Origin of the sequence: Chromatium okenii (assembly GCF_016583745.1) — a bacterium.
GTDB lineage: Bacteria > Pseudomonadota > Gammaproteobacteria > Chromatiales > Chromatiaceae > Chromatium > Chromatium okenii.
Genome location: NZ_NRRQ01000014.1, coordinates 34,237 through 57,623 on the forward strand (window position 1 = coordinate 34,237; position 23,387 = coordinate 57,623).

At 53.1% G+C, this 23,387-nt stretch carries 17 protein-coding genes and 3 tRNA genes; 3 read left to right on the forward strand and 17 right to left on the reverse strand.

The genetic code is table 11. From position 1 onward, the window contains the following. Positions 1-7 precede the first annotated feature (7 nt). The 10 genes from nuoG to tpiA all read right to left on the reverse strand — a co-directional run bounded on the left by nuoG (position 8) and on the right by tpiA (position 8,581). Positions 8-2,410 carry an NADH-quinone oxidoreductase subunit NuoG gene (nuoG, locus tag CKO12_RS07350; protein WP_200154092.1) on the reverse strand — a complete coding sequence of 801 codons (2,403 nt, stop codon included), beginning with the start codon at positions 2,408-2,410 and terminating at the stop codon, positions 8-10. A gap of 72 nt (positions 2,411-2,482) precedes the next feature. Beyond that, on the reverse strand, positions 2,483-3,766 hold the full coding sequence (gene nuoF / locus CKO12_RS07355) for an NADH-quinone oxidoreductase subunit NuoF (RefSeq protein ID WP_200154093.1): 1,284 nt from the start codon (positions 3,764-3,766) through the stop codon (positions 2,483-2,485). A 5-nt stretch (positions 3,767-3,771) separates the two neighbouring features. Continuing rightward, complete coding sequence (locus tag CKO12_RS07360; protein ID WP_200154094.1) at positions 3,772-4,299, reverse strand: NADH-quinone oxidoreductase subunit NuoE family protein; 528 nt, start codon at positions 4,297-4,299, stop codon at positions 3,772-3,774. Then, positions 4,299-5,555, reverse strand: coding sequence for an NADH-quinone oxidoreductase subunit D (locus CKO12_RS07365; protein WP_200154095.1), 1,257 nt, complete (start codon positions 5,553-5,555; stop codon positions 4,299-4,301). Before CKO12_RS07365 ends, CKO12_RS07360 begins: the two co-directional genes overlap by 1 nt. After that, positions 5,548-6,237, reverse strand: a complete 690-nt coding sequence (locus tag CKO12_RS07370) for an NADH-quinone oxidoreductase subunit C (protein ID WP_200154096.1) — start codon at positions 6,235-6,237, stop codon at positions 5,548-5,550. The genes CKO12_RS07365 and CKO12_RS07370 overlap by 8 nt, the downstream gene beginning before the upstream one ends. 6 nt (positions 6,238-6,243) lie before the next feature. Next, entirely contained in the window at positions 6,244-6,729 is a 486-nt protein-coding gene (locus CKO12_RS07375) for a NuoB/complex I 20 kDa subunit family protein (protein WP_200154097.1), read from the reverse strand. Further along, positions 6,720-7,076 (reverse strand): NADH-quinone oxidoreductase subunit A, encoded by a 357-nt coding sequence (locus CKO12_RS07380; protein ID WP_200154098.1) that lies wholly within the window; start codon positions 7,074-7,076, stop codon positions 6,720-6,722. The genes CKO12_RS07375 and CKO12_RS07380 overlap by 10 nt, the downstream gene beginning before the upstream one ends. Positions 7,077-7,254: 178 nt before the next feature. Further along, positions 7,255-7,339, reverse strand: a tRNA-Leu gene (locus CKO12_RS07385). A gap of 8 nt (positions 7,340-7,347) precedes the next feature. Beyond that, complete coding sequence (gene secG, locus CKO12_RS07390) at positions 7,348-7,788, reverse strand: preprotein translocase subunit SecG (RefSeq protein ID WP_200154099.1); 441 nt, start codon at positions 7,786-7,788, stop codon at positions 7,348-7,350. A 28-nt stretch (positions 7,789-7,816) separates the two neighbouring features. After that, entirely contained in the window at positions 7,817-8,581 is a 765-nt protein-coding gene (tpiA, locus tag CKO12_RS07395) for a triose-phosphate isomerase (RefSeq protein ID WP_200154100.1), read from the reverse strand. Positions 8,582-8,921: 340 nt separating this feature from the next. Between tpiA and CKO12_RS07400 the strand changes: the two genes are divergently transcribed. Together CKO12_RS07400 and ybgF are read left to right on the forward strand one after the other, a co-directional pair. Continuing rightward, the gene (locus CKO12_RS07400) at positions 8,922-9,368 is read left to right on the forward strand and encodes an OmpA family protein (RefSeq protein WP_338032712.1); all 447 of its coding nucleotides are present in this window, start codon (positions 8,922-8,924) and stop codon (positions 9,366-9,368) included. A 9-nt stretch (positions 9,369-9,377) separates the two neighbouring features. Then, a complete protein-coding gene (gene ybgF / locus CKO12_RS07405; RefSeq protein WP_200154101.1) occupies positions 9,378-10,166 on the forward strand; it encodes a tol-pal system protein YbgF in 789 nt (262 codons plus the stop codon). Between the two features lie 3 nt (positions 10,167-10,169). Here ybgF and CKO12_RS07410 read toward each other — a convergent pair whose 3' ends face one another. After that, positions 10,170-12,326 (reverse strand): ABC transporter substrate-binding protein, encoded by a 2,157-nt coding sequence (locus CKO12_RS07410; protein ID WP_200154102.1) that lies wholly within the window; start codon positions 12,324-12,326, stop codon positions 10,170-10,172. Between the two features lie 99 nt (positions 12,327-12,425). Between CKO12_RS07410 and CKO12_RS07415 the strand changes: the two genes are divergently transcribed. Further along, positions 12,426-13,202, forward strand: coding sequence for an enoyl-ACP reductase FabI (locus CKO12_RS07415; protein WP_200154103.1), 777 nt, complete (start codon positions 12,426-12,428; stop codon positions 13,200-13,202). Between the two features lie 50 nt (positions 13,203-13,252). Here the strand turns inward: CKO12_RS07415 and CKO12_RS07420 are convergent, their stop codons facing one another. From CKO12_RS07420 to recC, 6 genes are all read right to left on the reverse strand, one after another. Continuing rightward, positions 13,253-15,166: a SurA N-terminal domain-containing protein gene (locus CKO12_RS07420; RefSeq protein ID WP_200154104.1), complete on the reverse strand. Its 1,914-nt coding sequence runs from the start codon at positions 15,164-15,166 to the stop codon at positions 13,253-13,255. A gap of 80 nt (positions 15,167-15,246) precedes the next feature. Next, positions 15,247-15,323 (reverse strand) — tRNA-Asp (locus CKO12_RS07425). 23 nt (positions 15,324-15,346) lie between these two features. After that, positions 15,347-15,422: transfer RNA gene (locus tag CKO12_RS07430), tRNA-Val, on the reverse strand. Positions 15,423-15,441: 19 nt separating this feature from the next. Continuing rightward, positions 15,442-15,714: an HU family DNA-binding protein gene (locus CKO12_RS07435; RefSeq protein WP_200154105.1), complete on the reverse strand. Its 273-nt coding sequence runs from the start codon at positions 15,712-15,714 to the stop codon at positions 15,442-15,444. Positions 15,715-16,005: 291 nt separating this feature from the next. After that, positions 16,006-19,764 (reverse strand): exodeoxyribonuclease V subunit beta, encoded by a 3,759-nt coding sequence (gene recB / locus CKO12_RS07440; protein WP_242466248.1) that lies wholly within the window; start codon positions 19,762-19,764, stop codon positions 16,006-16,008. Further along, positions 19,754-23,383 (reverse strand): exodeoxyribonuclease V subunit gamma, encoded by a 3,630-nt coding sequence (gene recC, locus CKO12_RS07445; protein WP_200154107.1) that lies wholly within the window; start codon positions 23,381-23,383, stop codon positions 19,754-19,756. Before recC ends, recB begins: the two co-directional genes overlap by 11 nt. Between the last annotated feature and the right edge of the window lie 4 nt (positions 23,384-23,387).

Sequence of the window (23,387 nt, forward strand, 5' to 3'; positions counted from 1 at the left end):
TGCCTCGTCACCTTGTGCCAGTGCGTGTTGGTGCAGCGACCTTGACTAGGAGGTCAATAGCGCCAATTTGATTGCCAAGGAGCGCACTTGCTTCAATTCCTGCGGCAATATAAGCGCATCCCATTGCAATGTGCTCATCAAAGAAGCATGGCGCAGTGATTTCACCATTCGCTTGATGAATACGCACCCAATCAGTTGCAATTAACCCTAATGCAGTTGCTTGATTTGGATGTAAATAAACACCAAAAACTGAGCGCGTCATTGGTAATTGCTGCAATGGAAGCGCCCGTCGTATTAAAGGATCGGTCGCATAAATCGGCACTCCACCAATGCGCATCATGTCCGCTTGCATCAATTCGGTATGTGCCACCAATTCGGCGCTAGGAGCGTTATCAAACTGACTGTCCGCACATAATGCCGCCAATTCATCACGAACCTGCGCCCCGTCTTGATAGTTAAACCCTTGAATATCCAATAAATTGCCAAGCACGCGTAACACTTTCCAGCCAGGACGCGCTTCACCCGGCGGCGGAATCGCACCTTGAAACCGCTGCCAAGTACCACTGGCATTGACATAAGTTCCTGAAGTTTCAGCAAAAATACCAATAGGCAGCAACACATCAGCGGCATTTTCAAGCGCAGGCGAGCGGAAAGCAGAACAGGCAATCACAAAGTCGGCTTTTGCACAGGCATTCAAAGCACTCGCAGGGTTTTCCAGATCAAGCTCTGGCTCTATTCCCCATAAAACCAAAGTTTTCAGTGCGTTATTGAGTATCTCCGCAGTCGTCAACCCGGCTGCAATTGGCTTGGCTCCTGGCAGGCGGCGCGGATGCGCTCCCGCTAAATACGCACCTACGCTATTGGCAGCGGCAGGCAAATATCCAACACGGCATTGGGTCGCTGCGGCAAGCGCATACGCCAACATCTTGAGCAAGGCGAAATTGGGATGTGCCGTTGCCAAAGAACCCAATAGAATCAAACCACTTGCGCTCTGTCCGGCATCACGCAACGCCGTTGCAGCAGCGACATGCGCCGGAGTTGGCGTGGCAGTTGCGAGCAATTCGCCCACTGTGCCAGAACCAGAGGCGCCGGCAGCCTGCGCGATTGCTGCCAAATCAGTGATCATGGTCGCGGGCGCACCCACGAACTGCTGGGCGGGATGATTGAGATCAATCTGTAATGGATTCAGGCACATGACTTGAGCGCCAGCAACCGCCGCCTTGCGCACGCGATGCGCCAACAACGGCTGCTCTTGACGCAAATCCGTACCGATCAGGAACAAACTGCGCTGTGATTCCAATTCAGCAATGCTGACTCCAAGCCAAGGCAGCAGCGGGTCTGACGCATCGCCGCTGAAATCTTGTTGACGCAGGCGGTGATCGATATTGGCGCAACCCAGTTCACGCGCAAGTCGTTGTGCTAAATAGAGTTCTTCCAACGTCGCAGTTGGGGACAACAGCCAACCCATTTCCGCTGGCGGAGCAGATTTCAGCCGCTCGGCGACTTGCGTCAGCGCAGTTGACCAATCAACTTCACGCCACACGCCCTGCTGTTTTAGCAGCGGCACCGTCAAGCGGTCGGCGCTGTTGAGACCGAGATAACTGTAGCGGTCGCGGTCGGAAATCCATGTTTCGTTGACCGCGTCATTCTCACGCGGATGAACGCGCATAACCTGCCCACGGCGAATATGCAAGCTGAGATTGGAACCAACGCCATCATGCGGGGCGATGCCATCCACTCCCGTCAATTCCCACGCCCGCGCCGTAAAGCGTGACGGTTTAGCGGTCAAGGCACCAACTGGACATAAATCAATGATATTACTAGACAATTCATGGTTGACGGCATGAGCAACAAAGGTGCCGACGCGCATATCTTCACCGCGTCCAGTCGCGCCCAACTCGCGTACTCCAGCAATCTCAGCGCAAAACCGCACGCAACGTGTGCATTGAATGCAGCGCGTCATATCAGTGGCAATCAGCGGACCAAAATCTTCGTCTTCAACAACGCGCTTGCCTTCCGCAAAACGAGACACATCGCCGCCATAACCGACGGCAACATCTTGCAATTCGCATTCACCGCCTTGATCACAAATTGGACAATCAAGCGGATGATTAATTAATAAAAACTCCATTGTGCCCTGTTGGGCTTCAATCGCTTTTGGTGATCGCGTCCACACTTTCATTCCGGCAGCAATCGGAGTCGCACAAGCGGGAACCGGTTTAGGAAATGGACGACCACCTTGCTCCGCTTCTACCAGACACATGCGACAATTTGCGGCAATAGATAACTTTTTGTGATAGCAAAACCGAGGAATTGAAATGCCCATCCGATCAGCGACCGTGATAATCATTTCTCCCGGTGCCGCTTCACAAGCGCGACCATCGATCTCAATAGTGATCTTATCCGTCATGATGTGTCTGTTTCAGTCAGTCCGAAGCGCAGATCATTCAATACGCTATTGGTAAAATAATTACTGAATCAATTAAGCAGCAAGGCTGCGCCCGTGTTCAATCAAGTGAGTAAATTCATGTCGATAATGCTTCAAAAAACTTTGCACCGGCATCGCAGCCGCATCGCCCAAAGCACAAATTGTGCGTCCACCAATGCGCCCAGCAACACTGTCCAATAAATCCAAATCTTCAGGACGCCCGTTGCCATCTAAAATACGCTTTAGTATTCGCGCCAACCATCCCGTACCTTCACGACATGGGGTGCATTGACCACAGGATTCGTGCATATAAAAATGCGCCAAATTGTGTAACAACTTAACCATACACGTCCCTTCAGCAATGACAATGACTGCGCCAGAACCCAGCATAGAACCGGCTTTAGCGATGCAATCATAATCCATATCAACATTCATCATCATTTCACCTGGTACCACCGGGACAGATGAACCACCTGGAATAACTGCTTTCAAAGGACGTCCATCTAAAACTCCACCTGCAAGCTCTAATAGACTGCGAAATGGCGTTCCTAATGGAACTTCAAAATTACCGGGCTGATTGACATGACCGCTAATAGCAAACAACTTAGGTCCGCCATTATTCGGACGCCCTTGCTCTAAAAACCACTGCCCACCTTTTTCTAAAATAACCGGAATAGAAGCGAGCGTTTCAGTGTTGTTAATCGTTGTTGGACGACCATAGAGACCATATTGCGCTGGAAATGGCGGCTTAAACCGAGGCTGCCCTTTTTTACCTTCAATAGATTCTAATAACGCCGTTTCCTCACCGCACACATAAGCACCAGCGCCAAGATGCGTGTAAAGATCAAAATCAACGCCAGAATCTAAGATATTTTTGCCCAACAATCCAGCAGCATAGGCTTCTTTAATTGCTTCTTCAAACCGCGCAATTGGCTGATGAAATTCGCCGCGAATGTAATTATATCCTACTGTCGCGCCGATACAGTAACCAGCAATTGCCATACCTTCAATCAATTGATGCGGATTGTAACGAAGAATATCACGGTCTTTACAGGTGCCAGGTTCACCTTCATCAGAATTACAGACAATGTATTTTTGTCCCGGCGCTGTGCGAGGCATGAAGCTCCACTTCAATCCCGTAGGAAATCCAGCTCCACCGCGTCCGCGTAAATTAGACTTTTTTACTTCATCAATTAAATGATTTGGGTCAATCTTTTCGCTCAGAATCCGTTCCCATTGCGCGTAGCCACCAAGACTGCGATATGTAGCTAACGTATGCCGCACAACATCATCCAGATGGGCATTACGAAAACAAACTGTATTTTGATTTTGGACCATAATGTTTATTCCAGCCCATCAATCAGTTTATCAAGTGATCCCGGTGACAAATTTTCATAATATTGTTTATCAATCATCACCGCCGGAGCACCGCAGCAAGCTCCTAAACATTCAACTTCTTTCAAGGTAAAACGACCATCAGCAGTAATTTCATTCGGATGAACGTTGTATTTAGATTCAACGTGATGCAATAACGTATCAGAACCCCGCAACAAGCAAGAGACGCTATTACAGATGCAAACCTTGTGTTTACCCTGAGGTTCTAGGTCATACATACCGTAAAAGGTTGCGACTTCATAAACCGACACTTCTGGCATATCGAGATAAGCAGCAACCGCATTCATTAATTCCGTAGTCAGCCACCCGTCATTCGCATCTTGTACTAACGTCAAAGTCGGCATCACTGCCGATTGCTTCCAGTCAGTCGGGTATTTCGCAATTAACGCATCAATTGCAGCCCGAATCTCAGACGTAAAGATCGCCGACTTATCACAACTGTGCGTCACTGCGAGCGGTGCGTTGCGGAAGCTCATCAGCGGTCAATCTCCCCAAATACGATATCGAGTGTTCCAATAATTGCCACGACATCAGCCAACATATGCCCTTTAGACATTTCATTTAATGCCGCAAGATGTGGAAATCCAGGTGCGCGCACTTTTAGACGATAAGGTTTATTAGCGCCATCCGAAATAATATAGCAGCCAAACTCTCCCTTAGGTGCTTCGACAGCGGCATATACTTCACCGCAGGGTGGACAATACCCTTCGCTAAATAACTTGAAATGATGAATGAGACTTTCCATATCGCTTTTTACTGCTGCGCGTTGCGGCGGTGCAACTTTGTTGTCACCAACCATAACCGAACCTGGATTTTTTCTTAACCAAGCAACGCATTGTTTAACAATACGATTAGACTGGCGCATTTCTTCCATGCGCACCAAATAACGGTCATAGCAATCGCCATTGACGCCAACCGGAATGTCAAAATCGACTTGGCTATAAGCGGCATACGGTTGCTTTTTGCGCAAGTCCCATTCAATTCCAGAGCCACGCAACATAGGACCAGTGAAGCCTAACTGCAATGCACGTTCAGGAGAGACAACACCAATGCCAACAGTGCGCTGTTTCCAAATACGGTTATCCGTTAATAACGTTTCATATTCATCAACATACTTGGGGAAACGGTATGCAAAATCATCAATGAAATCTAGCAAAGAACCTTGTCGAGCGCCATTACGTTGCGCAATGGTTTTGGCGCTGTGCCATTTAGAACTGCCTTGGTATTGCGGCATTTGATCGGGCAAATCACGATAAACACCACCGGGACGATAATATGTTGCATGTAACCGCGCACCTGACACAGCTTCATAGCAATCAAGCAAATCTTCTCGTTCTCGAAAACAGTACAAAAAAATACTCATTGCCCCAATATCTAATCCATGCGCACCGAGCCACATCAGATGATTAAGAATGCGGGTGATTTCATCGAACAAAGTACGAATATATTGAGCACGCTCTGGAATTGTGATGCCGAGTAATTTTTCAATTGCACGAACATAGCCATGCTCATTACACATCATTGACACGTAATCAAGCCGATCCATATAACCAATGCTTTGGTTGTATGGTTTATATTCCGCAAGTTTTTCAGTCCCACGATGTAATAACCCAATATGAGGGTCAGCACGTTCAATAATTTCACCATCCAACTCTAATACCAAACGCAAAACCCCGTGCGCCGATGGATGCTGTGGACCAAAATTTAAAGTGTAATTACGAATTTCAGGCATTGGTCAGCCCCTTGACATAACGGCTGTCTTCGCGGATGACGCGAGGAACTAATACGCGAGGCTCAATAGATACTGGTTGATAGACCACTCGACTTTGCTCAGGATCATAACGCATTTCGACCTGACCACTTAATGGGAAATCTTTACGGAAAGGATGACCAATAAAACCATAATCAGTCAAAATGCGCCGCAAATCAGGATGACCTTGAAACAGAATTCCGTAGAGATCAAATGCTTCCCGCTCAAACCAATCAGCCGATTTCCAAATGGGAACAATAGAATCCACAATGGGGTCGTCATTATCGGCGTAAACGCGCACGCGCAAACGCTGGTTTTGTGTCAATGACAACAAATGATAAACCACCGCAAAGCGATTTGAATCCGCTACGTTAAAAGCGGAGTCACGATCAACACTTCTTCCGAAACCAGTATTTGATGCAACTTCCGTTTCCCATTCCGATTGCCCCAGTGCGGCGTAATCAACGCCACATAAATCAATGAGCTGTTCAAAATGAAAGCACGGGAGATCGCGCAAAATTTGAGCAACTTCAAGTAAATGATGATTTGGAACAGTGAGCGTCAATTCAGAAAATTCAGTGTGCAGCGCACAATCAAGCGTTATAAAATGCTCATGAATTGCAGCAGCAAGTTTAGAATGACGAGTGAAGGAAGATGTAGTCATGTGCTATTACGATGCTGAACGGGCAATAGTATTTGTGCGCCGAATTTTATTCTGGAGCTGCAAAATACCGTAAAGCAACGCTTCCGCAGTTGGTGGGCAGCCCGGCACATAAATATCAACAGGAACGATGCGATCGCAGCCACGAACAACAGCATAAGAATAGTGATAATAACCACCACCATTTGCGCAAGAACCCATTGAAATAACCCAACGTGGTTCCGCCATTTGGTCATACACTTTGCGTAAAGCTGGTGCCATTTTATTCACTAAGGTTCCAGCAACAATCATAACATCTGATTGGCGTGGACTAGGGCGAAAGACAATACCAAAGCGATCTAAATCATAGCGAGCTGCGCCGGCGTGCATCATTTCAACTGCACAACATGCTAATCCAAAAGTCATTGGCCACAGTGAACCTGTCCGTGCCCAATTAATCAGTTTGTCGGCTGTCGTTGTGACAATGCCTTCTTCAAGGAGACCTTCTATTCCCATTCCAGTGCTCCTTTTTTCCACTCGTAGAGGAAGCCAACAACTAAAATACCGAGGAATATAAACATGCTCCAAAACGCAACCATCCCGAGGTCTTTAATTACAACTGCCCAAGGGAATAAAAAAGCGATTTCTAAATCAAAAACAATGAAAAGGATTGCGACCAAATAGAAACGCACATCGAATTTTAGGCGTGCGGTCTCAAATGCTTCAAAGCCGCATTCATAGGGAGCATCTTTGTCTTTGTTTGGATGACGTGGACCGAGCAGATAACCAAGTACTAGCGGACCAACGCCCACCAGAATTCCGACGAGAATGAATATCAGAATCGGAAGATAGTTGTTAAGCACGGTCTCCTCACTATTTTTTTTATAATGTATCTAGCGATGAGACAGTCTAGTGCAGCACTCGCCAATATGTCAACCGCTGGAAAAGCTGATTACAGATGAATGCGTTCGGGACTTAGAGTTGGAATTGTTATCGCACAAAAAACGGCATACCGGATTTGCACGGTATGCCGTTGTCAATTGGTGCCGACGACCAGACTCGAACTGGTACAGCTTGCGCCACTACCCCCTCAAGATAGCGTGTCTACCAATTTCACCACGTCGGCAATTTTATTTAATCATCTGAATTCGTTGGAGGCGATTGTAGCTGAGTATCAGCACCTGCGTCTAGTACCGCTGGCACATCCGTTTGCGAACTGGTTGATGAATCATTGATAACGACCGGCACATCATTCGTATTCATCTCAGGTTTAGCATCTGGACGAGCGAAATCTTTGATTGTTTCCTCGCTCAATCGCCCCATTAAATCACTAGATACCTCATTGCTTTGCGTCGCGTAATACGCAAGTGCCATGCTGGTTAGAAAAAACAGCGTGGCCACAATAGCAGTGATGCGTGTCAAAAATGAACCGGTTCCTTGAGCACCAAAAACTGTTTGCGATGCACCGCTTCCGAAAGCAGCACCGGCATCTGCGCCTTTACCATGCTGAATCAACACCAAGCCAATGAGACCAAGCGATAAAAAAACCTGAGCGACAGTTAAAATAGTTTGCATGAATGAACAGCCTGTGTAAGGTCTCAAATTAGAGAACTACAGCATCTCCTGCCTGACAAATTGCTAAAAAGTCTTCAACAATTAAAGACGCACCACCAACCAAGCCACCATCAATATCTGGTTGCGATAACAGGTCTTGTGCATTAGAGGCTTTCATGCTGCCGCCATATAAAATTCTGACTTTTTCGGCAATGATTTGATCGTGTTTAGCGAGTTGTTGACGAATGAAATAATGGACGCTCTGTGCTTGCTCTGGCGTAGCAGTTTTACCGGTACCAATTGCCCAAACCGGCTCATAAGCGATCTCAATTTTTTGAAATGTGTCAATACCAATTTGAGCAATGACATTGCCGAGCTGCGTACCAATAACTGCTTCAGTTTGTTCTTGTTCACGCTGTTGCAGAGTTTCACCAACGCATAGTATAGGAGTGAGCTGCTGTTTTATACAAGCAAGCAATTTTTCTGCAATGATTGAATCGGTTTCGCCATAATACTCACGCCGTTCTGAATGCCCACAAATAACATAATGACACCCAAATTCTGCCAGCATTAGCGCCGACACCTCACCGGTATACGCGCCAACATCTTGCGTACACACATTTTGCGCCCCAAGTCGAACTGAGGAACCAATCAAGAGCCGCTCACCGAGAGCAAGGTACGGAAATGGTGGACAAACGGCGATTTCCGCCTTAGAAATTCCCACTGAACCGGCAACTAATCCAGACAACAGCGCCTCGGCGCTCGTCTTGGTGCCGTTCATTTTCCAGTTTCCCGCGATCAATGGCTGACGCATAACGCAAACTCCGTGAAGTGAGGCGGCGATCATAGCTATTTTTCCGTAGAATTCAAGCCAAACCCTGACATACCCGCGCCATCTCACCAACTTTTGAGTGCGTGAGTAGTCGTTTTTTGAGTAAAAAACCGAATTAAGCGCATCGTTGTGATTTATAAAAGTGGAATTTTTAATTCAGTTTTTTCTGTTGCGGATCAATCAACACATGGTAAAAAGTAATTTTTTAGTGCCCCACTGCTCGCGCTTTTTGAAGCTATTAAGAGCAGCACTTGCATTGTCAATCATAGTCGTTATTGAAGGTTGCGCGGTAGTTCCGCCAATAGTCGCAGCGCACTCCGCCGTGAAAACAACACAAATGATGGCGATGCCGTCAATTCAACCCTCTGAGCCAACCGCCACTGCGTATTCGGAAACGAAACCAGATAATAACAGCTCACCTTGGGAAGACCCAACTAATCCATTACATCAACGCATCGTTTATTTCGACGCAGATAGCATTGAAGTGAAACCTGAGTATCTCCCAACAATTAGTCTTCATGCGCATTATCTCGGCAATCATCCCACTCAGCGTATCACCCTCGAAGGATACACGGATACGCAAGGAACACGTCATTATAATCTTTCACTTGGCGATCAACGCACGAATGCTGTGCGCCAATTGATGCTTGCTGAAGGCGTATTGCCCGCGCAAATGGCAACGCTCAGTTATGGTGAAGAACGCCAGGTCGATGCAGCGTTTCGTGCTCCGTCAGGACACACCAATCACTGCGTTATTATCAACTATTGAGGTACGGTTATGAGCATTATTTTAATCAGAAATGTGTTGTTGATTAGCGGATTATTGTTCGCATTTCAATTGAATGTGTATGCTGCTGAAGCTGGCTTTGGTTCCAACCTTGAAGAACGTATGGGACGATTAGAACGCATTCTTAATAATCAAAGCGGATCAGATTTGGTTTTGCAAATACAACAATTGCAAACTGAAATTCAGGAGTTGCGCGGATTATTGGAAGCGCAACAACTTGTTATTGCCAAACTTGAACGGTTACAACGCGATCAATACCTTGATATTGACTCCCGTTTAAGTGCCACTCCAGCGGTTGCTGCTGCCGTTACTGAAGCCAGTTCTGCGAATGAACCCACCGCAGCACCGGTACCTGCGAATAAAAGCGGAGTTCCGTCCTTGCCATTACCGGAAACATTGAATGGTAATGAACGAGAGGCATATAGCGCCGCTTTCTCGCTATTAAAAGAACGTCAATATGAACAAGCGAAAACTGCGTTTAGTGCATTACTGCAAAGCTATCCACAAGGCGAATTTACTGACAGCGCCCGTTATTGGTTGGGCGAGACCTATTATGTGCAACGCAATTATCCCGCTGCGCTCGAAGCCTTTCATCAGTTAATTCAAAATCATCCCAACAGTGCAAAAGTAGCAAGCGCCATGCTGCGTATTGGCTACATTCAATTTGATCAAAAGGCTTTTGATCAAGCAAAAGCCTCTTTAGAACAAGTGATTGCGAGTTTTCCAAATAGCACCGAAGCACGATTGGCGCGTAGTCGTTTAGAGCGAATTAGCAACTAATTTTTATAACGCAGTTGTTTTTTCTCGCCGCCAAATCAACCACCACGCTGGCAAAATAAGCATCAATAACAGCAGACTACCAATCATCAGCGGCCACACTATTGGCTGATTCCAAGCGTGGCGCAGGTGCTGGCGTTGCGCCGGATCAAGGCGGCGATATTTCAGCGTATTATTGGCCATTTGATTCGGAACAACATTCGCTAACCATTGATGATGCAGGCTGAATGATTTAGGAAAAAATCCCCAAATCCATGGCGCATCAACTCGCGCAATATCGAGCAGTTGGTCAATAATCGCTTGTCGTTCTGCGCCGTCATTCATAAACTTCATCGCTTCAAATAAACGATCAAATTCTGGATTGGCGTAATTCGCAACGTTTTCGCCTTGATGTATCACTTTACTATTGCCGCCGTATAGCAAAAATAGAAAGTTTTCTGGATCGGGATAATCTGCATTCCAGCCCACCATGAATAATTGACCAGCGCCAGTGCGCAGTTTATCTTGAAAGCGATTGTAATCAGTAGAACGAACGACCAATTCAATGCCTAATTTCGCAAATTGTTTCCGTATCCAATTCAACCGTGCGCGATCATCTGGTCCAGTCGCTACTGCTTCATAATTCAGCGTCAATGTCTGTCCGCTCTCACGATCAATTCCATGGGGATAACCCGCTTGTGCCATCAATTCCTGCGCCGCTGCCAACGGTCGCCGCACCGCACGTCCGTCGCGCCACTCGTACACCACCGGATTGATTCCCGCTGCGCCGTCCCGATACCCAAAAATCCCCGGCGGCAGCGGTCCGTGCGCGACCACGCCGCGCCCGTTGGCAAAAATCGCAATAAATTCTTCGTAATCAACCGCAATTGAAATCGCTTGGCGCAGCCACCGCGCTCGCTGCGAACTGCCGCCGACGATTGGATCCAACATGTTGAATCCTAAATAATAATTTGACGGCTCCACCGAAGTGAGCAACGTGATTCCCTGCTCGCGCATCGCGTCGGTGAGCAACGGCGTTCCATCAGTATCAAGCTGCACCGCTTGATCGAAGGCGTCGGAGGCGATGCCGGAGCTGTCGTAATAGCCCTGCAAAAATTTGTTCCAGCGCGGAATGTCTTCTTTTTCAAGGCTATAAATGGCGCGATCCAGCAGCGGTAACGGTTTACCGGCATCGGCAAGAATGCCGCTTGCTGCGTCGCCCGGCATTCCGTCGGTCGGATAGCGTTCGAGATGAACATTGGGATTACGCGACAACACCATCCGCAGATTCGGATTGTTTTCGCTCAACAAAAATGCGCCCGTGCCAATTGGATACCAATCCAAACTGAGATTGCGTTCACTCATTCCCGGCTGGGCATAAAACGCCTCCGCTTCCCAAGGCATGGGCGCAAAAAATGGCATCGCCAGCCAATACACGAATTGCGGATATTTGCCATTGAGTTGAATGCGAAAGCTGTAACGATCAATAGCAGTCACGCCCGCGAGCGCGGTTTGACGCAGCGCTGCGACCTGCGCTGACGGCGTGGCTTGCGCCAGCGGCGTCAATTGCGTGGTCAAGTCCGCAAATCCAACCAGATGTTGCGCCATCACGCCCGCAATCGGTGATTGCAACCAAGGTGCGGCGAGACGTTTGATTTGATAGATAAAATCATCAGCCGTCAGCTCGCGGGTGCCGGTTTCCGCAAAATCTGCCAATTGCTTGATGTCGGTCAAATCAGCTTCCGTCAGCGCGTGATAGCGCAACTGACCGTCGCTTGTCTGCGCCAGCGCCGGATGGGGTTGAAACTGAATGCCGGGCTGAATCCGTATCACATAATCGGCACGCGCAATGGTCGCGGCGGGCGCGTCATCTGGCAGCGGTTGGCCGGCAGCATCAAAATAGTGCGGCGTTGGCACCTCGGCAGCGGATAACGGAATCAGGCGATAAGGTCGCCATAAAAAATGATATTGCAGCGGCGGCTCATAAATCTGCGCTAAAAAGGCATATTCATTGGCGCTATACGACCGCACCGGGTCCAGATGTTGGGGGCGCTCATCAAAGGCGCTGTACAGCGTGTGCTGCGCACTGTCAGCCGCCGGATAGGGATCATTCCACAGCGTCTTCTCGCAACCACCCAGCGCCAGCGCCAACAGCCCTACCGTCAACCGCCATCTCGCATTCATTGCCTTTCGCCTGTCCACAAGTTTCGTTACTGTTACCGCCCGCTCGCGGCGCGACTCGCAGCGAATTCTATTCTTAACCACACGAAAGAGACGATCATCATGGGTTTTTTAGACGGCAAGAAAATTCTGGTCACCGGCGTTGCCAGCAATCGTTCGATTGCGTGGGGTTGCGCGGAGGCGATGCACCACGCTGGCGCACAGATCGCGCTGACTTACCAGAATGACAAATTGAAATCTCGCGTGGAGGAAATGGCGAACAAATGCGGCTCGGACGTGGTGTTGCCGCTTGATGTCGGCAGCGATCAGGATATTGAAACTTTATTCACAACGCTGGGCGAGCGTTGGGACGGCTTAGATGCAATCGTTCACTCCATCGCCTTTGCACCGCGTGAGCAGTTGGAAGGCGATTATGTGGACGCGGTGACGCGAGAAGGGTTTGCTGCCGCGCACGACATCAGTGCTTACAGCTTTGCGGCGTTGGCGAAAGCCGGGCGAGCGTTAATGGCGGGACGCAACGGCGCATTGGTGACGATGACGTATTTGGGCGCAGTGCGGGCAGTGCCGAATTACAACGTGATGGGTGTCGCCAAGGCGAGTTTGGAAGCCAATGTGCGCTATCTCGCTGCCTCGCTGGGACCGCACGGGACGCGGGTCAACGCCGTTTCCGCCGGCCCGATCCGCACCTTAGCGGCAGCCGGAATTGCAGATTTTCGTGACATGTTGAAAAAAGTGGAAGACCGCACCCCGCTACGGCGGAACGTGACGATTCAAGAAGTGGGCAATGCAGCAGCATTTCTGTGTTCTGACTTGGCGTCTGGAATCACCGGCGACGTGCTCTACGTCGATACTGGCTACCACATTTTAGGTTTGGGTTGAGCAGAAAAGTTACCAAACCGCAACGCGCTTGCGGTTTGGTCAGCGCGACGTTACAGCTCGTCAACAACGCGCAGCGGCGTCCGGTCGATGTCAGCGCGTCGTTCCATATCCCGCACCATCTGCGCATACGTTTGTCGCGCCAGCCCCGGCAGCAATTGCGCCGCTTCCGGTGCGGTTTTCAGATCAACGTCAGCGGCAATCGCGCCATCTTCCACCCGCAGCACCCGCACCAGCGCCACATCACCGGCTTCCAATTGCGCCGTGTCAGCACTCACTTTATTGGCAAGCGGCGCGGGCAACGTAAACGCCGTATCCAGCACTGCCGCCGGGACATTGTCCGCCTGCCGTGCCACCAACCCCGGCTCTTCCAATTTGACCGTGCCGAGCACCGTCGCCCAGTCCGCGCCTTCGCGTAACTTGGTCAGCGCCGCCGTTGCCGCCGCCGCAGTTGCAACTCCAGCAGCCTCGGCGTTGAGGTCAGCAATGATCGCCTCACGCACTTCCGCCAACGGTTTGAGCGCCGCCGGACGATGTTCAACCACGCGCACCACGATGGCTTGCAGCGCATCGCGCTCCGGCTCAATCAGCTCGCTGTTGCGCCCTTCGGTCAGCACTTCCTCACTAAACGCGGCAGCCAGCACCTTCGGCTGATTCAAGATGCCGCTGCCATCGCTGCGACTGATCCAATCGCTGTGCTGCACCGTCAAACCCAGCGTTGCTGCCGCCGGTTCGAGACTGTCTGGCGTTTCATACGCGAGATTGGCGAGGCGCTCGCCGAGGTCATAAAACTGCGCTTCCGCCCGCTGCTTGGTGACTTCCGCCTGCAATTGCTCGCGCACGGCTTCAAATGGTTTGGTCACGGCGGGCGTGATTTCCGTGACGACGATCAGGTGATAACCAAATTCAGTGCGCACCGGCTCGCTCACGGTATTGAGCGGCAGCGCAAACGCAGCTTGTTCAAACGCAGGCACCATCATGCCTTTCTCGACGCTGCCAAGTGCGCCACCAGCGGACGCGCTGCCGGGATCAGCCGACAATTGTTGTGCCAAGGCTGCGAAGGCTTCACCGGCTTGAATGCGAGCGCGGATGTCATTGATTTTACTCAACACCTGCGCGGCGGTAGCGTCGTCGGCATCTTTGGGCAGCGTGAGCAACAAGTGGCTGATGTGACGGCGTTCTGGTTCGGTGAACTGCGCTGACGCAGCGGCATAACGCTGACGCAGTTCCTCGTCAGTGCTGACGCTATTTGCTGCCAAAGTGCTGGCATCAAGCAATAAATAGTCGAGTTTGACCTGTTCTGGAATCTGAAACCGGGCGCTGTTGACGTCATAAAACGCGGCGATTGCGGCATCCGTCGGTGGGGTGGTGGCGGGGAAATCCGCAGCGCGAAAACGGGCATAAACCAGTTCGCGTTGTTGCTGGGCGAGGCGTTGATAGTGCGCGAGTTCGGCACGAGTGATGAATTCGCTGCCGGCGATGGCGCGAATCAATTGGGAGCTGGTGAGCTGCTGGCGCAACTGCGCTTCAAACAGCGCGGGCGTCAGACCTTGGAGCTGCAAAATGCGTTCGTAAGTGTCGTGGTCGAAACGTCCGTCTTTATGAAAAGCGGTCTCAGCGAGCACTTGCATTTGCAGGTCTTGATCGGACACACGCAGCCCGAGGTCTTGCGTGACATTGAGCAACAACACTTCTTGAATCAGCGCATCAAGGACTTCGGCGCGGAGGTGTTGATCGTTGAGAGTGCTGTCGGAACCAAGGCGGTCGCGGAGTTCAAATTGGACGTTTTGCACGCGGCGATCAAGGTCGCGGGTGGCGATTTCAACGCCGTTGACAGTAGCGGCGACGGGTTCGCCACTCTCGCCGAGATAGGACTGAATGCCCCACAAAGCGAAGGGCACGCTGATGAGGATGACAATAACCCAAGCAATCCAACCTTGAGCGCGTTCACGGATGGTCTGAAGCATAGTGGTGAGGAGCGGTGAGTGAGTGGAATTCAGAAAAAAAAACGGGATACCCAACTGGGTACCCCGTTTTTTACTTGATTTGGCGGAGCGGACGGGGCTCGAACCCGCGACCCCCGGCGTGACAGGCCGGTATTCTAACCAACTGAACTACCGCTCCAAAACTTTCCCTAACGATCTAAATGGTGGGTGTTGTAGGGATCGAACCTACGACCCTCGCCTTGTAAGGGCGATGCTCTCCCAGCTGAGCTAAACACCCTCGAAATCAAAACAGGAGACTATTGTACTGCATCTTTTAGGGCTTTACCAGCCTTAAATGCAGGTGTCTTGGAAGCCTTGATACTGATGGATTCTCCAGTCTGGGGGTTACGTCCCATCCGCGCTGCCCGTTCCTTGACGGAAAAGGTTCCAAACCCAATCAACGACACCGTGTCACCAGCTTTCAAGCAGGTGGTGATCTCATCAATCATCACATCCAAGGCACGCCCCGCCGCTGCCTTAGAGATGTCCGCAGCATCTGCCATTTTTTCGATGAGCTCCGATTTATTCATAAATTGCCTTTCCCCTAAAGTTTAACGGCTGGCTAACTGTATCTGTTTTACTCAACATTGACTTCCAATCGCTTGCGTTGGACGCGCTGGAGTGAAAGTGGAAGGTCAGCGCCATCGCCACACATGTGATCAACAGCATCCTTCAACAAAACGAGTCAAGATGCGCATCATCGTGCATCCTGCAATTGACGGCGCATCCTAAGGCGGAGACCGCATTAGAGCAAGCAGCGTCTGCTTTGAACCAGCGACCCCGTGCGGACGCAGCAAGCGCCCTGTCGCACCAAAATCATCTTACCGACCGCCACTAAAAAACAACCGATCTAATGTTTCAATCAATTGGCGCGGTGGTTTATCAAAAAATAAGCCCTGACTCGGCGCTTCAATTCCGCGCAAAAATACATAAATTGCGCCACCAAGATCGCGGTCATAATTGTAATTCGGCAATCGCGCTGTTAATAATCGATGCAGCGCCAGCACATATAATACATATTGTAAATCATAACGCGAATGTAATATCTCATCGCGCATCGCCTTCTCCGTGTACGCAGCCGCCGTCGCGCCGAGATAATTTGATTTCCAATCAACGATATAGTAGCGCCCGTCGTATTCGCAAATCAAATCAATAAACCCTTTTAACATGCCGTTGAGCACATTATATTCTAATGCTGGACGCGCATAACCCGCTAAACAATGCTGCTGCACCAATTGATCTAATTGCGTCGTTGTGACGTGATGAATTTCTAACCAAAACTCCATTTCAATTTGACACTGCGCCAGCGTTAAATCCCGCAACGCAAAGCCCGTGATGTTCCAACGTTGCGTTAAAAACCGCGCCAGCCACGCATCCAACACCGGCACCCAATCCGTCAAACCGTGTAACCGGCAGCGCGTCGTCACCAGCGCCAGCCGCTCACTATCTGCCGTTGCCGCCGCCGCAAATCCCGTCAAATGTTCACCAGTAGCCGTCACCACCTGACATTGCCCCGCCCACTCCAGCAGCGCGTGTAAAAAGGTGCCTTGCCGACTCCCACGCGGCAGCCCGTGCAGGCTGAACTGTTCAACAATGTGCTCATCAACCGCCGTTGCAGCGGTCGCCTCTTCCAGCATCGTTTCCTCTCGCGCCGTCTCCTGCGCTGGCAACGAATGCCGCTGCCCACCGCCGTGCCGTTTGAGTGAGGAATAGCTCGCAATCCACCACGACGGCAATCGCGCTTTTTGTGCCATTCGCGCTGATTCCAGCGTCAGAGCGGCTGCGGTCGTGACGGCAGCGTCCGCCAACTCCGGCAGCGGTGTTAGCACAATGTCCGCACATCGCGCCGGCAGCGCCGCTAACGCCGTTCGCACTGCCGCCACATCAGCAAACGTTTCTCCGCCGTTGAGGAGATAGCCAAATGCTGATTTTTCCAACTGCGGCGTTTTGCCGTTGCGACCTTTTAACGGCGCGATGCCCAGCCACAGCGCATGACGCGCCCGGGTGACGGCAACGTAAAGCAGGCGCACGTCCTCACTTAAACGGGCGTCATCGGCCGCTTCCCACGCCGGTTCAAACAGCTTTTTATCAGCCAGCTCCAGCCGCGTGCTCGCGCCGTCGTGATAGAACACTTGACGGGTGTTGCCATCAACTTCACGCCACGAGCAAATAAACGGCAGCAGCACCAGCGGATATTCCAAACCTTTGGCTTTATGAATCGTGATGATTTGCACCAATTCTGCATCACTTTCAAGGCGTTGAATGAACGCATCGGGCACCGTATCTGCCGCAGTGGCGGTCAATTGTTCGGCTAAATGCCGAATCAACGCCTGCTCACCATCCAGCGCCAGCGCCGCCTGTTGCAGCCATTCGGCGAGATGCAGCAAGTTAGTCAACACGCGCTCGCCGCCCGCTTCAGCGAGTAAACGGGTCGGTAATTCAAAGTCTTGCAACAACTGCCGCAGCATGGCGAGCACGCCGTGCTGCTGCCAGCGCAGTTGATAACTGCGAAAGCGTTCGATCTGCGCTTCCCACGCCAATTCGTCCTGCTGCAACTGCGCCAGCCATGTCAGCGGTAGTTGCAGCGTGTTGGTGCCCAACGCTGCCCGCACCAAGCTGTCATCGGTCGGGGCGGCGACGGCTCGCAACCAATGGCGCAGATCGCTGGCTTCTTCGGTAGCAAACACCGATTCCCGATCTGACAAATAAACGCTGTGTATCTGCTGCGCGGCCAACGCTCGCTGCATGGCGATGGCTTCGGTGCCGGTGCGCACCAAGATGGCGATGTCTTTGGGACGCAACGGCGTCCACGCGCTGTCGTGCTGGAATCCCGCCAAACCCTGCTGCGCCTGCGCCAGCCACGCGACGATTTGCCGCGCTGCTGCTGCCGCCATTTGCTCCCGATAAGCGCCGACCTGCACGGGCGCATCGTCATCACCATCCAGCCACCACAGCGTGAGTGCTGGCGCGGGTTGTCCGTTGAGTTGCAACTGCTGCGGCTGACCATGCGCCTGCACCGGATGCAGCGGAATCGGATTGCCGGCGTTGGTTTTGCAGCGAAACGCGCCGCGTTGGCACGTTTCTGCGGGAGCAAACAGCGCGGCGCAGGCAGCAACGACGGCGCTGGTGGAGCGGTAATTGACGGCGAGGGTGTGATGACGTCCGGCGGTGGCGGCGCGAGCGCAGAGATAAGTTTGGATGTCGGCACCGCGAAAGCTGTAAATCGCTTGTTTGGGATCGCCGATCAAAATCAGGGCGGTGTCGGGATGCGGTTGGGCGACCTGATAAATGCGATCAAAAATGCGGTATTGAATCGGATCGGTGTCTTGAAATTCATCAATCAGCGCCACCGGAAACTGAGCGCGAATGGTGGCGGCGAGCTGCGTATTTTCAGTTGGCAGTGAAACGGCAGCGTTGGTTGGCGCGACTCCGCCAGACAACTGACAACTGTTCAGCGCCGCATCAAGCTGGCGCAGCAAATCATCAAATCCCATTTCTGCTCGCGCCACCAACCGCCGTTCCAACTCCGCCCCAACCCACTGCGCGGCATGAGCGGTAACGGTTGCCGCCAACGGCACGGTCGAGAGCGCCGTCCGCCAAGCGGCAAGTGCTTGAAACGCGGGATGCACCACTTCCGTTTGTACTTTGGCGGTTTTTTTGAATTGAAATGCGCCAGCAGCAAAATGTTTTAACGCTGTTGGTTCCGCGCCACCCGCAGCCCAAAGCGCAATTGCGGCTAATAAATCCTCAAATTTATCGACTTGGGCGCTGTTGTGCGTCTTGCCATTGAGATGCTCGCGCAGCTCGCGCAACACCGCCTCCACCGTCAGCCGCTGCTCGTGCCAAATATCCCGCGCCGTGCGTTCTAACTCCGCCTGCCGCTGCGCTGCCGCCAACGGCGCAGTCAATGACGCACAGCGCAGCGGTTGGCCGCAATACGTCAGCACCGCCTCGCGCCGATGCAGCCAGAGCCGCAGTTTTTTTTGCAGCTCCGCCGGTGAACCAACTGCTTTGACCACTAACGCTGCCTGCGTGGGCGACAGCGGATAAAAATGAATCCGCCAATAATCGCGCACCACCTCCGCCAACACCTCGCTCTGATCGGTGACTAACTCGCGCTGAAACAAGCCGCGAGTGGCAAACGCATGTTCCTGCAACATGCGATAGCACCAGCTATGAATGGTCAGAATTACCGCCTCATCCATCCACTGCGCGGCCAGTCGCAGCCGCGCCGCGCAGGTCAACCACTCGGCGGACGCATAGCTGGCGCGGAGTTGCAGCAAGAGCGTTGTTGCCGCGTGAGTTGGCGCGGGTTCTTCATCAAAACAGTTGGCAGCCGCCACCAACAAGCCGCGAATCCGCTCGCGCAGTTCCTTGGTCGCCGCGTCAGTGAACGTCACCACCAAAATCTCCGGCGGCGTCAGCGGACGCACAAATCCTGTCGCAGCACCGCCGTGTCCGAGCACCAGCCGCACATACAGCAGCGCCAGCGTGAAAGTTTTACCGGTGCCGGCGCTGGCTTCGATCAAGCGCGAGTGTTGCAACGGAAATGTCAACGGTTCCAACGGGTTAATCATCATCGCTCTCCCGCGTCACTGGCTGAGAACCGGGTCGAGCGTGATCAAACAGCGGTTGATAGAGCTGCGCCAACAGCGGCTGAAATCGCTCATCAGCCTCCAGCTCTGCGTAAGTCGGCCAGAAGCGGCGATAACCGGGATGCTCAAACATCTCGCCCGGATTGGAATCACGTTTGAATTCTTCGCCTTCGTAGGCGGTTTCTGGATTGACCGGGGTTCCAGCTTGAGCGGCGAGCCATGCAAAGCCGGTTTTACACGCCAACGGCAGCGGCGCAGTCAACGCGGCGCGATAACCGGCGAGCAGCGCCAGCAAATGCGTCTGCGCGGTGGCGGCAGGCAGCGGCGCAATTTGGAAATCGGTATCTGGCCCAAGCACATGCGTCGTCGTCGGGGCGGTCAGTTGCGCTGCCAGATGTTCCGGCCAGACAGGCGCCAGCAGCGTCCATTTCAAATCCGTGCCGACGTGGAGACGGCTGGCTTGCAACTGCAAACGGACGCGATTGCCAGCGTCATCAGTCCGCACCGCAGCGAGCGTGTCTTCTAAAAAAATCCCCGCCATTCCCGCTTGATCTCCACCCTTTGCAAAAGGGGGGCTGGGGGGGATTTCTAACGCCACCGCCTCACCCGGCAGCGCCAGCGCAAACTGCTTCAGCAACGCTTGATAACGGGCGACCGGCGTTTGCAGCGTGGTCAACAGCGCCTCGCTCCACTGCTGCGCAAACGGCGGCAGCGGCAATTCACCCGTGCGCACCAGCCGCTGCGTTGCCATCGTCACCAGCATTTCCGCATCCGCATCCGGCTGTTGCGCCAGCGCAGTACGCACCTGCGCCAGCACCGCGTTGGATAACTGCCATTTCTCCAGCCCATCGACCGTAAACGTTTCATCATCCGCCAGCGCGGTGTCGTCGGCGGTGAAATAGAGCGCCAGCCGGTCGGTATAAAACGTCTTGAGCGGCCAGCGCAGAAAACGTCCCAACGCAGCGAGCGTCAGTGCTGGCGCGGCATTGACAATTCCCAGCCACCCTTTTGCAAAGTGGGGAACTGTTGCCAGCGGCGTGATGATCGGCGCGTGAGCAGCTCGCCATTCGCTGGCATAAGTGAACAACTGCTGCGGTCGGTCAGGCTGGAAATAACGGACGCTGAACGGCTGCAACGGATGTTCAGTGGTCAGCGCCGCCAGCAATTGCTCACCGCTGGCGCTCGCGCTCGCAGTGGCCAAGCGCCAGCCCGCCGCGAGGTGATCGCGCAGTTGTCCGACCAACACCGACGGCGGTCGCGGCGAATCGTCGCGGATGCTGCGCCCCACCCAACTGATCGCTAAATGCTCGCGTGCCGACAGCAGCGCCTCCAAAAACAGATACCGATCATCTTCACGGCGGGAGCGGTCGCCGGGGCGGTAATCCTTCGCCATCAAATCAAAATCGGCGCGTTGATAGTGGCGCGGATAATCACCGTCGTTCATGCCCAGCAGCCAAATGTGCCGAAACGGAATCGCCCGCATCGGCATCAAAGTCGCCACATTCACCGCGCCAGCAAAAAACCGTTGCGTCAAAGTCGGCGCATCGACTGCCGCCAACACCGCCTCGCGCACCACTTCCAATGGCACCGTGACCTCCGCCCCAGCGGTGAGCGGCTCGGCTTGTTGACACTCGGTTGTCCACTGTTCCAGCGCCGTCGTCACCCGCGTCACCGCCAACACATCCGCCTCGGTGGTGGCGAGAAAAACTGCGTCCATCAACTGCGTCAGCGTGTGCATCCACTCCGTCGGCGGGCGCGGCGTTTGTAACTGCTGCCATGCCCACTCCAAAGTGGTGAGCAATTCGACCAGCGGCCCGATCAATGCTGCGTCCAAGCCGCCAATTTCGTCATACGGTTCAATGCCTTGCCATGCCGCGCTGGTGCCGGTCGCAAAACCGAGCACCATTCGCCGCAGCCCAAAACGCCAAGTGTTCTGTTCCAAACCGACGGGAAAATTGAGGCTGGCGCGGTGTTCGGCAGATAACCCCCAGCGAATGTTGGCACCGCCAATCCAGCGCCGCAGTGGTGGTAAATCGGTCTCGGCGATGCGAAACCGTCCGCGCACGGCGGCGATGTCAAGCAAATCCAGCAGCTCGGTGACGGTGAAACGCGCTTGCGGCAAATTGAGCAGCGTGGCCAAGCCCAGCAGCACCGGATTGCGCTGGCGCTGCCCTTGATCGGAGAGATGAAACGGGATGTAGCGCGGATCGCTCGCTTCCAAGCGCCCAAACACGGCGCTGACGTGCGGCGCGTACAGGTTCACATCCGGCACCATCACCAACACCTCGCGGGGTGCCAGCGGAGTGCCGGCTTGGGCTGCGGCTGCGAAGGCGTCAAGTAATTGATCGTGCAGAATTTCCACCTCGCGCAGCGGGCTGTGCGCGACTAAAAATTCGATGCTGCGATCCGTCGCCGGATCAATCGCCACCGCCAGCGCCTGCCGCTCACTCAGGGGGCGCAACTGGAGGATGTCATCTTGCAATTGGTGCAGCAGCGTGGCGGTACCCGGCGAGGTGAACAGATCAATTTTTAACTCGGCGCGTTCAAAATGCGCGGCGTAGTGCGTCCGCTCGTCGTATTCGTCCAGCATCCGCAAATAATCGCGCCCCTGTTTGCCCCACGCGGCGAGCAGCGGATGACCGTGTAAATGCAGCAGCGTTGGGTCTAAAGCGGGCGGAATTTTGCGGGCGGCGGTGCGGCGGTAGTGCGAGCGAAACAGCTCGCGCCCTTCAATCAAATCGCCCCAGTAATGCTGGCTGGGATTGTGAACAAACAGCAGCACCTGCGTGTGGGCGGCGATGGCGGCGAGCACTTCGAGCCATTGGCGCGGCAGCGCCGAGATGCCAAACACGATCACGCGTCGCGGCAGGGCGGCGGGGCGGGAGGTGAAAGCCTTGATTTGCGTTAAAAATTCGCGGTGAACGTCGGCGCGACTGGCGGTGGCAAATGGAAATTCCCCTTTTTCTAAGGTGGGCGCGTTGATGTCAGCCACCAGCCAGCGCCACAGCGCCGGTTGCCAGCGTTGGGCGGTCGGAATCGGTTCGCGCTCGCCCTGCGGACGGATGAGCACGTCATCGTGCTGCTGCCACGCGGTCAGCCAGTCGGCGCGATAGACCTGATATTGATCGTATAAATCGGCGAGGCGGGCGGCGAGTTGGTGGCGACGGCGGAGATGATCTTCACCGCTGAGGAAGTGCGTGAGCGGGGCGAAGCAATCGACATCTGCGCTGGTGAGTGCTGGCGCGGTATCCAGTACCCCCAGCAGCCGATACAGCCGCCAAGTCAGCGGTGCTTTGTCAAATGGAGAACTGTCGGGCAAGTCACCGAGCACTTGCCGATAGGCTTGCCAGATGAATCGCGCCGGCAAGGTGACTTTTAATGCTGCCGCGATGCCGCAGCCGCCGCTCAAACCGTCGCTGCCAACATCAGCGGCGATGGCGAGTTTCAGCCACTGCGCGATGCCGTTGCTCTGCACCAACACCACATCATTTTCCAGCGGCTGCAACGGGTGTCGCTTTAACCACGCCACCAGCAGATTACATAATTCTTCGAGCCGATTGCCTTGAATCAGCATGAAGCCGGTTGGGAAATGGTTAGTTGACATGGGC

Excerpts from the sequence above, each read along its gene's own strand:
- nuoG (WP_200154092.1), bottom strand. The coding sequence starts at position 2,410 with ATGACGGATAAGATCACTATTGAGATCGATGGTCGCGCTTGTGAAGCG.
- nuoF (WP_200154093.1), bottom strand. The coding sequence starts at position 3,766 with ATGGTCCAAAATCAAAATACAGTTTGTTTTCGTAATGCCCATCTGGAT.
- CKO12_RS07360 (WP_200154094.1), bottom strand. The coding sequence starts at position 4,299 with ATGAGCTTCCGCAACGCACCGCTCGCAGTGACGCACAGTTGTGATAAG.
- CKO12_RS07365 (WP_200154095.1), bottom strand. The coding sequence starts at position 5,555 with ATGCCTGAAATTCGTAATTACACTTTAAATTTTGGTCCACAGCATCCA.
- CKO12_RS07370 (WP_200154096.1), bottom strand. The coding sequence starts at position 6,237 with ATGACTACATCTTCCTTCACTCGTCATTCTAAACTTGCTGCTGCAATT.
- CKO12_RS07375 (WP_200154097.1), bottom strand. The coding sequence starts at position 6,729 with ATGGGAATAGAAGGTCTCCTTGAAGAAGGCATTGTCACAACGACAGCC.
- secG (WP_200154099.1), bottom strand. The coding sequence starts at position 7,788 with ATGCAAACTATTTTAACTGTCGCTCAGGTTTTTTTATCGCTTGGTCTC.
- tpiA (WP_200154100.1), bottom strand. The coding sequence starts at position 8,581 with ATGCGTCAGCCATTGATCGCGGGAAACTGGAAAATGAACGGCACCAAG.
- ybgF (WP_200154101.1), top strand. The coding sequence starts at position 9,378 with ATGAGCATTATTTTAATCAGAAATGTGTTGTTGATTAGCGGATTATTG.
- CKO12_RS07410 (WP_200154102.1), bottom strand. The coding sequence starts at position 12,326 with ATGAATGCGAGATGGCGGTTGACGGTAGGGCTGTTGGCGCTGGCGCTG.
- CKO12_RS07415 (WP_200154103.1), top strand. The coding sequence starts at position 12,426 with ATGGGTTTTTTAGACGGCAAGAAAATTCTGGTCACCGGCGTTGCCAGC.
- CKO12_RS07420 (WP_200154104.1), bottom strand. The coding sequence starts at position 15,166 with ATGCTTCAGACCATCCGTGAACGCGCTCAAGGTTGGATTGCTTGGGTT.
- CKO12_RS07435 (WP_200154105.1), bottom strand. The coding sequence starts at position 15,714 with ATGAATAAATCGGAGCTCATCGAAAAAATGGCAGATGCTGCGGACATC.
- recB (WP_242466248.1), bottom strand. The coding sequence starts at position 19,764 with ATGATGATTAACCCGTTGGAACCGTTGACATTTCCGTTGCAACACTCG.
- recC (WP_200154107.1), bottom strand. The coding sequence starts at position 23,383 with ATGTCAACTAACCATTTCCCAACCGGCTTCATGCTGATTCAAGGCAAT.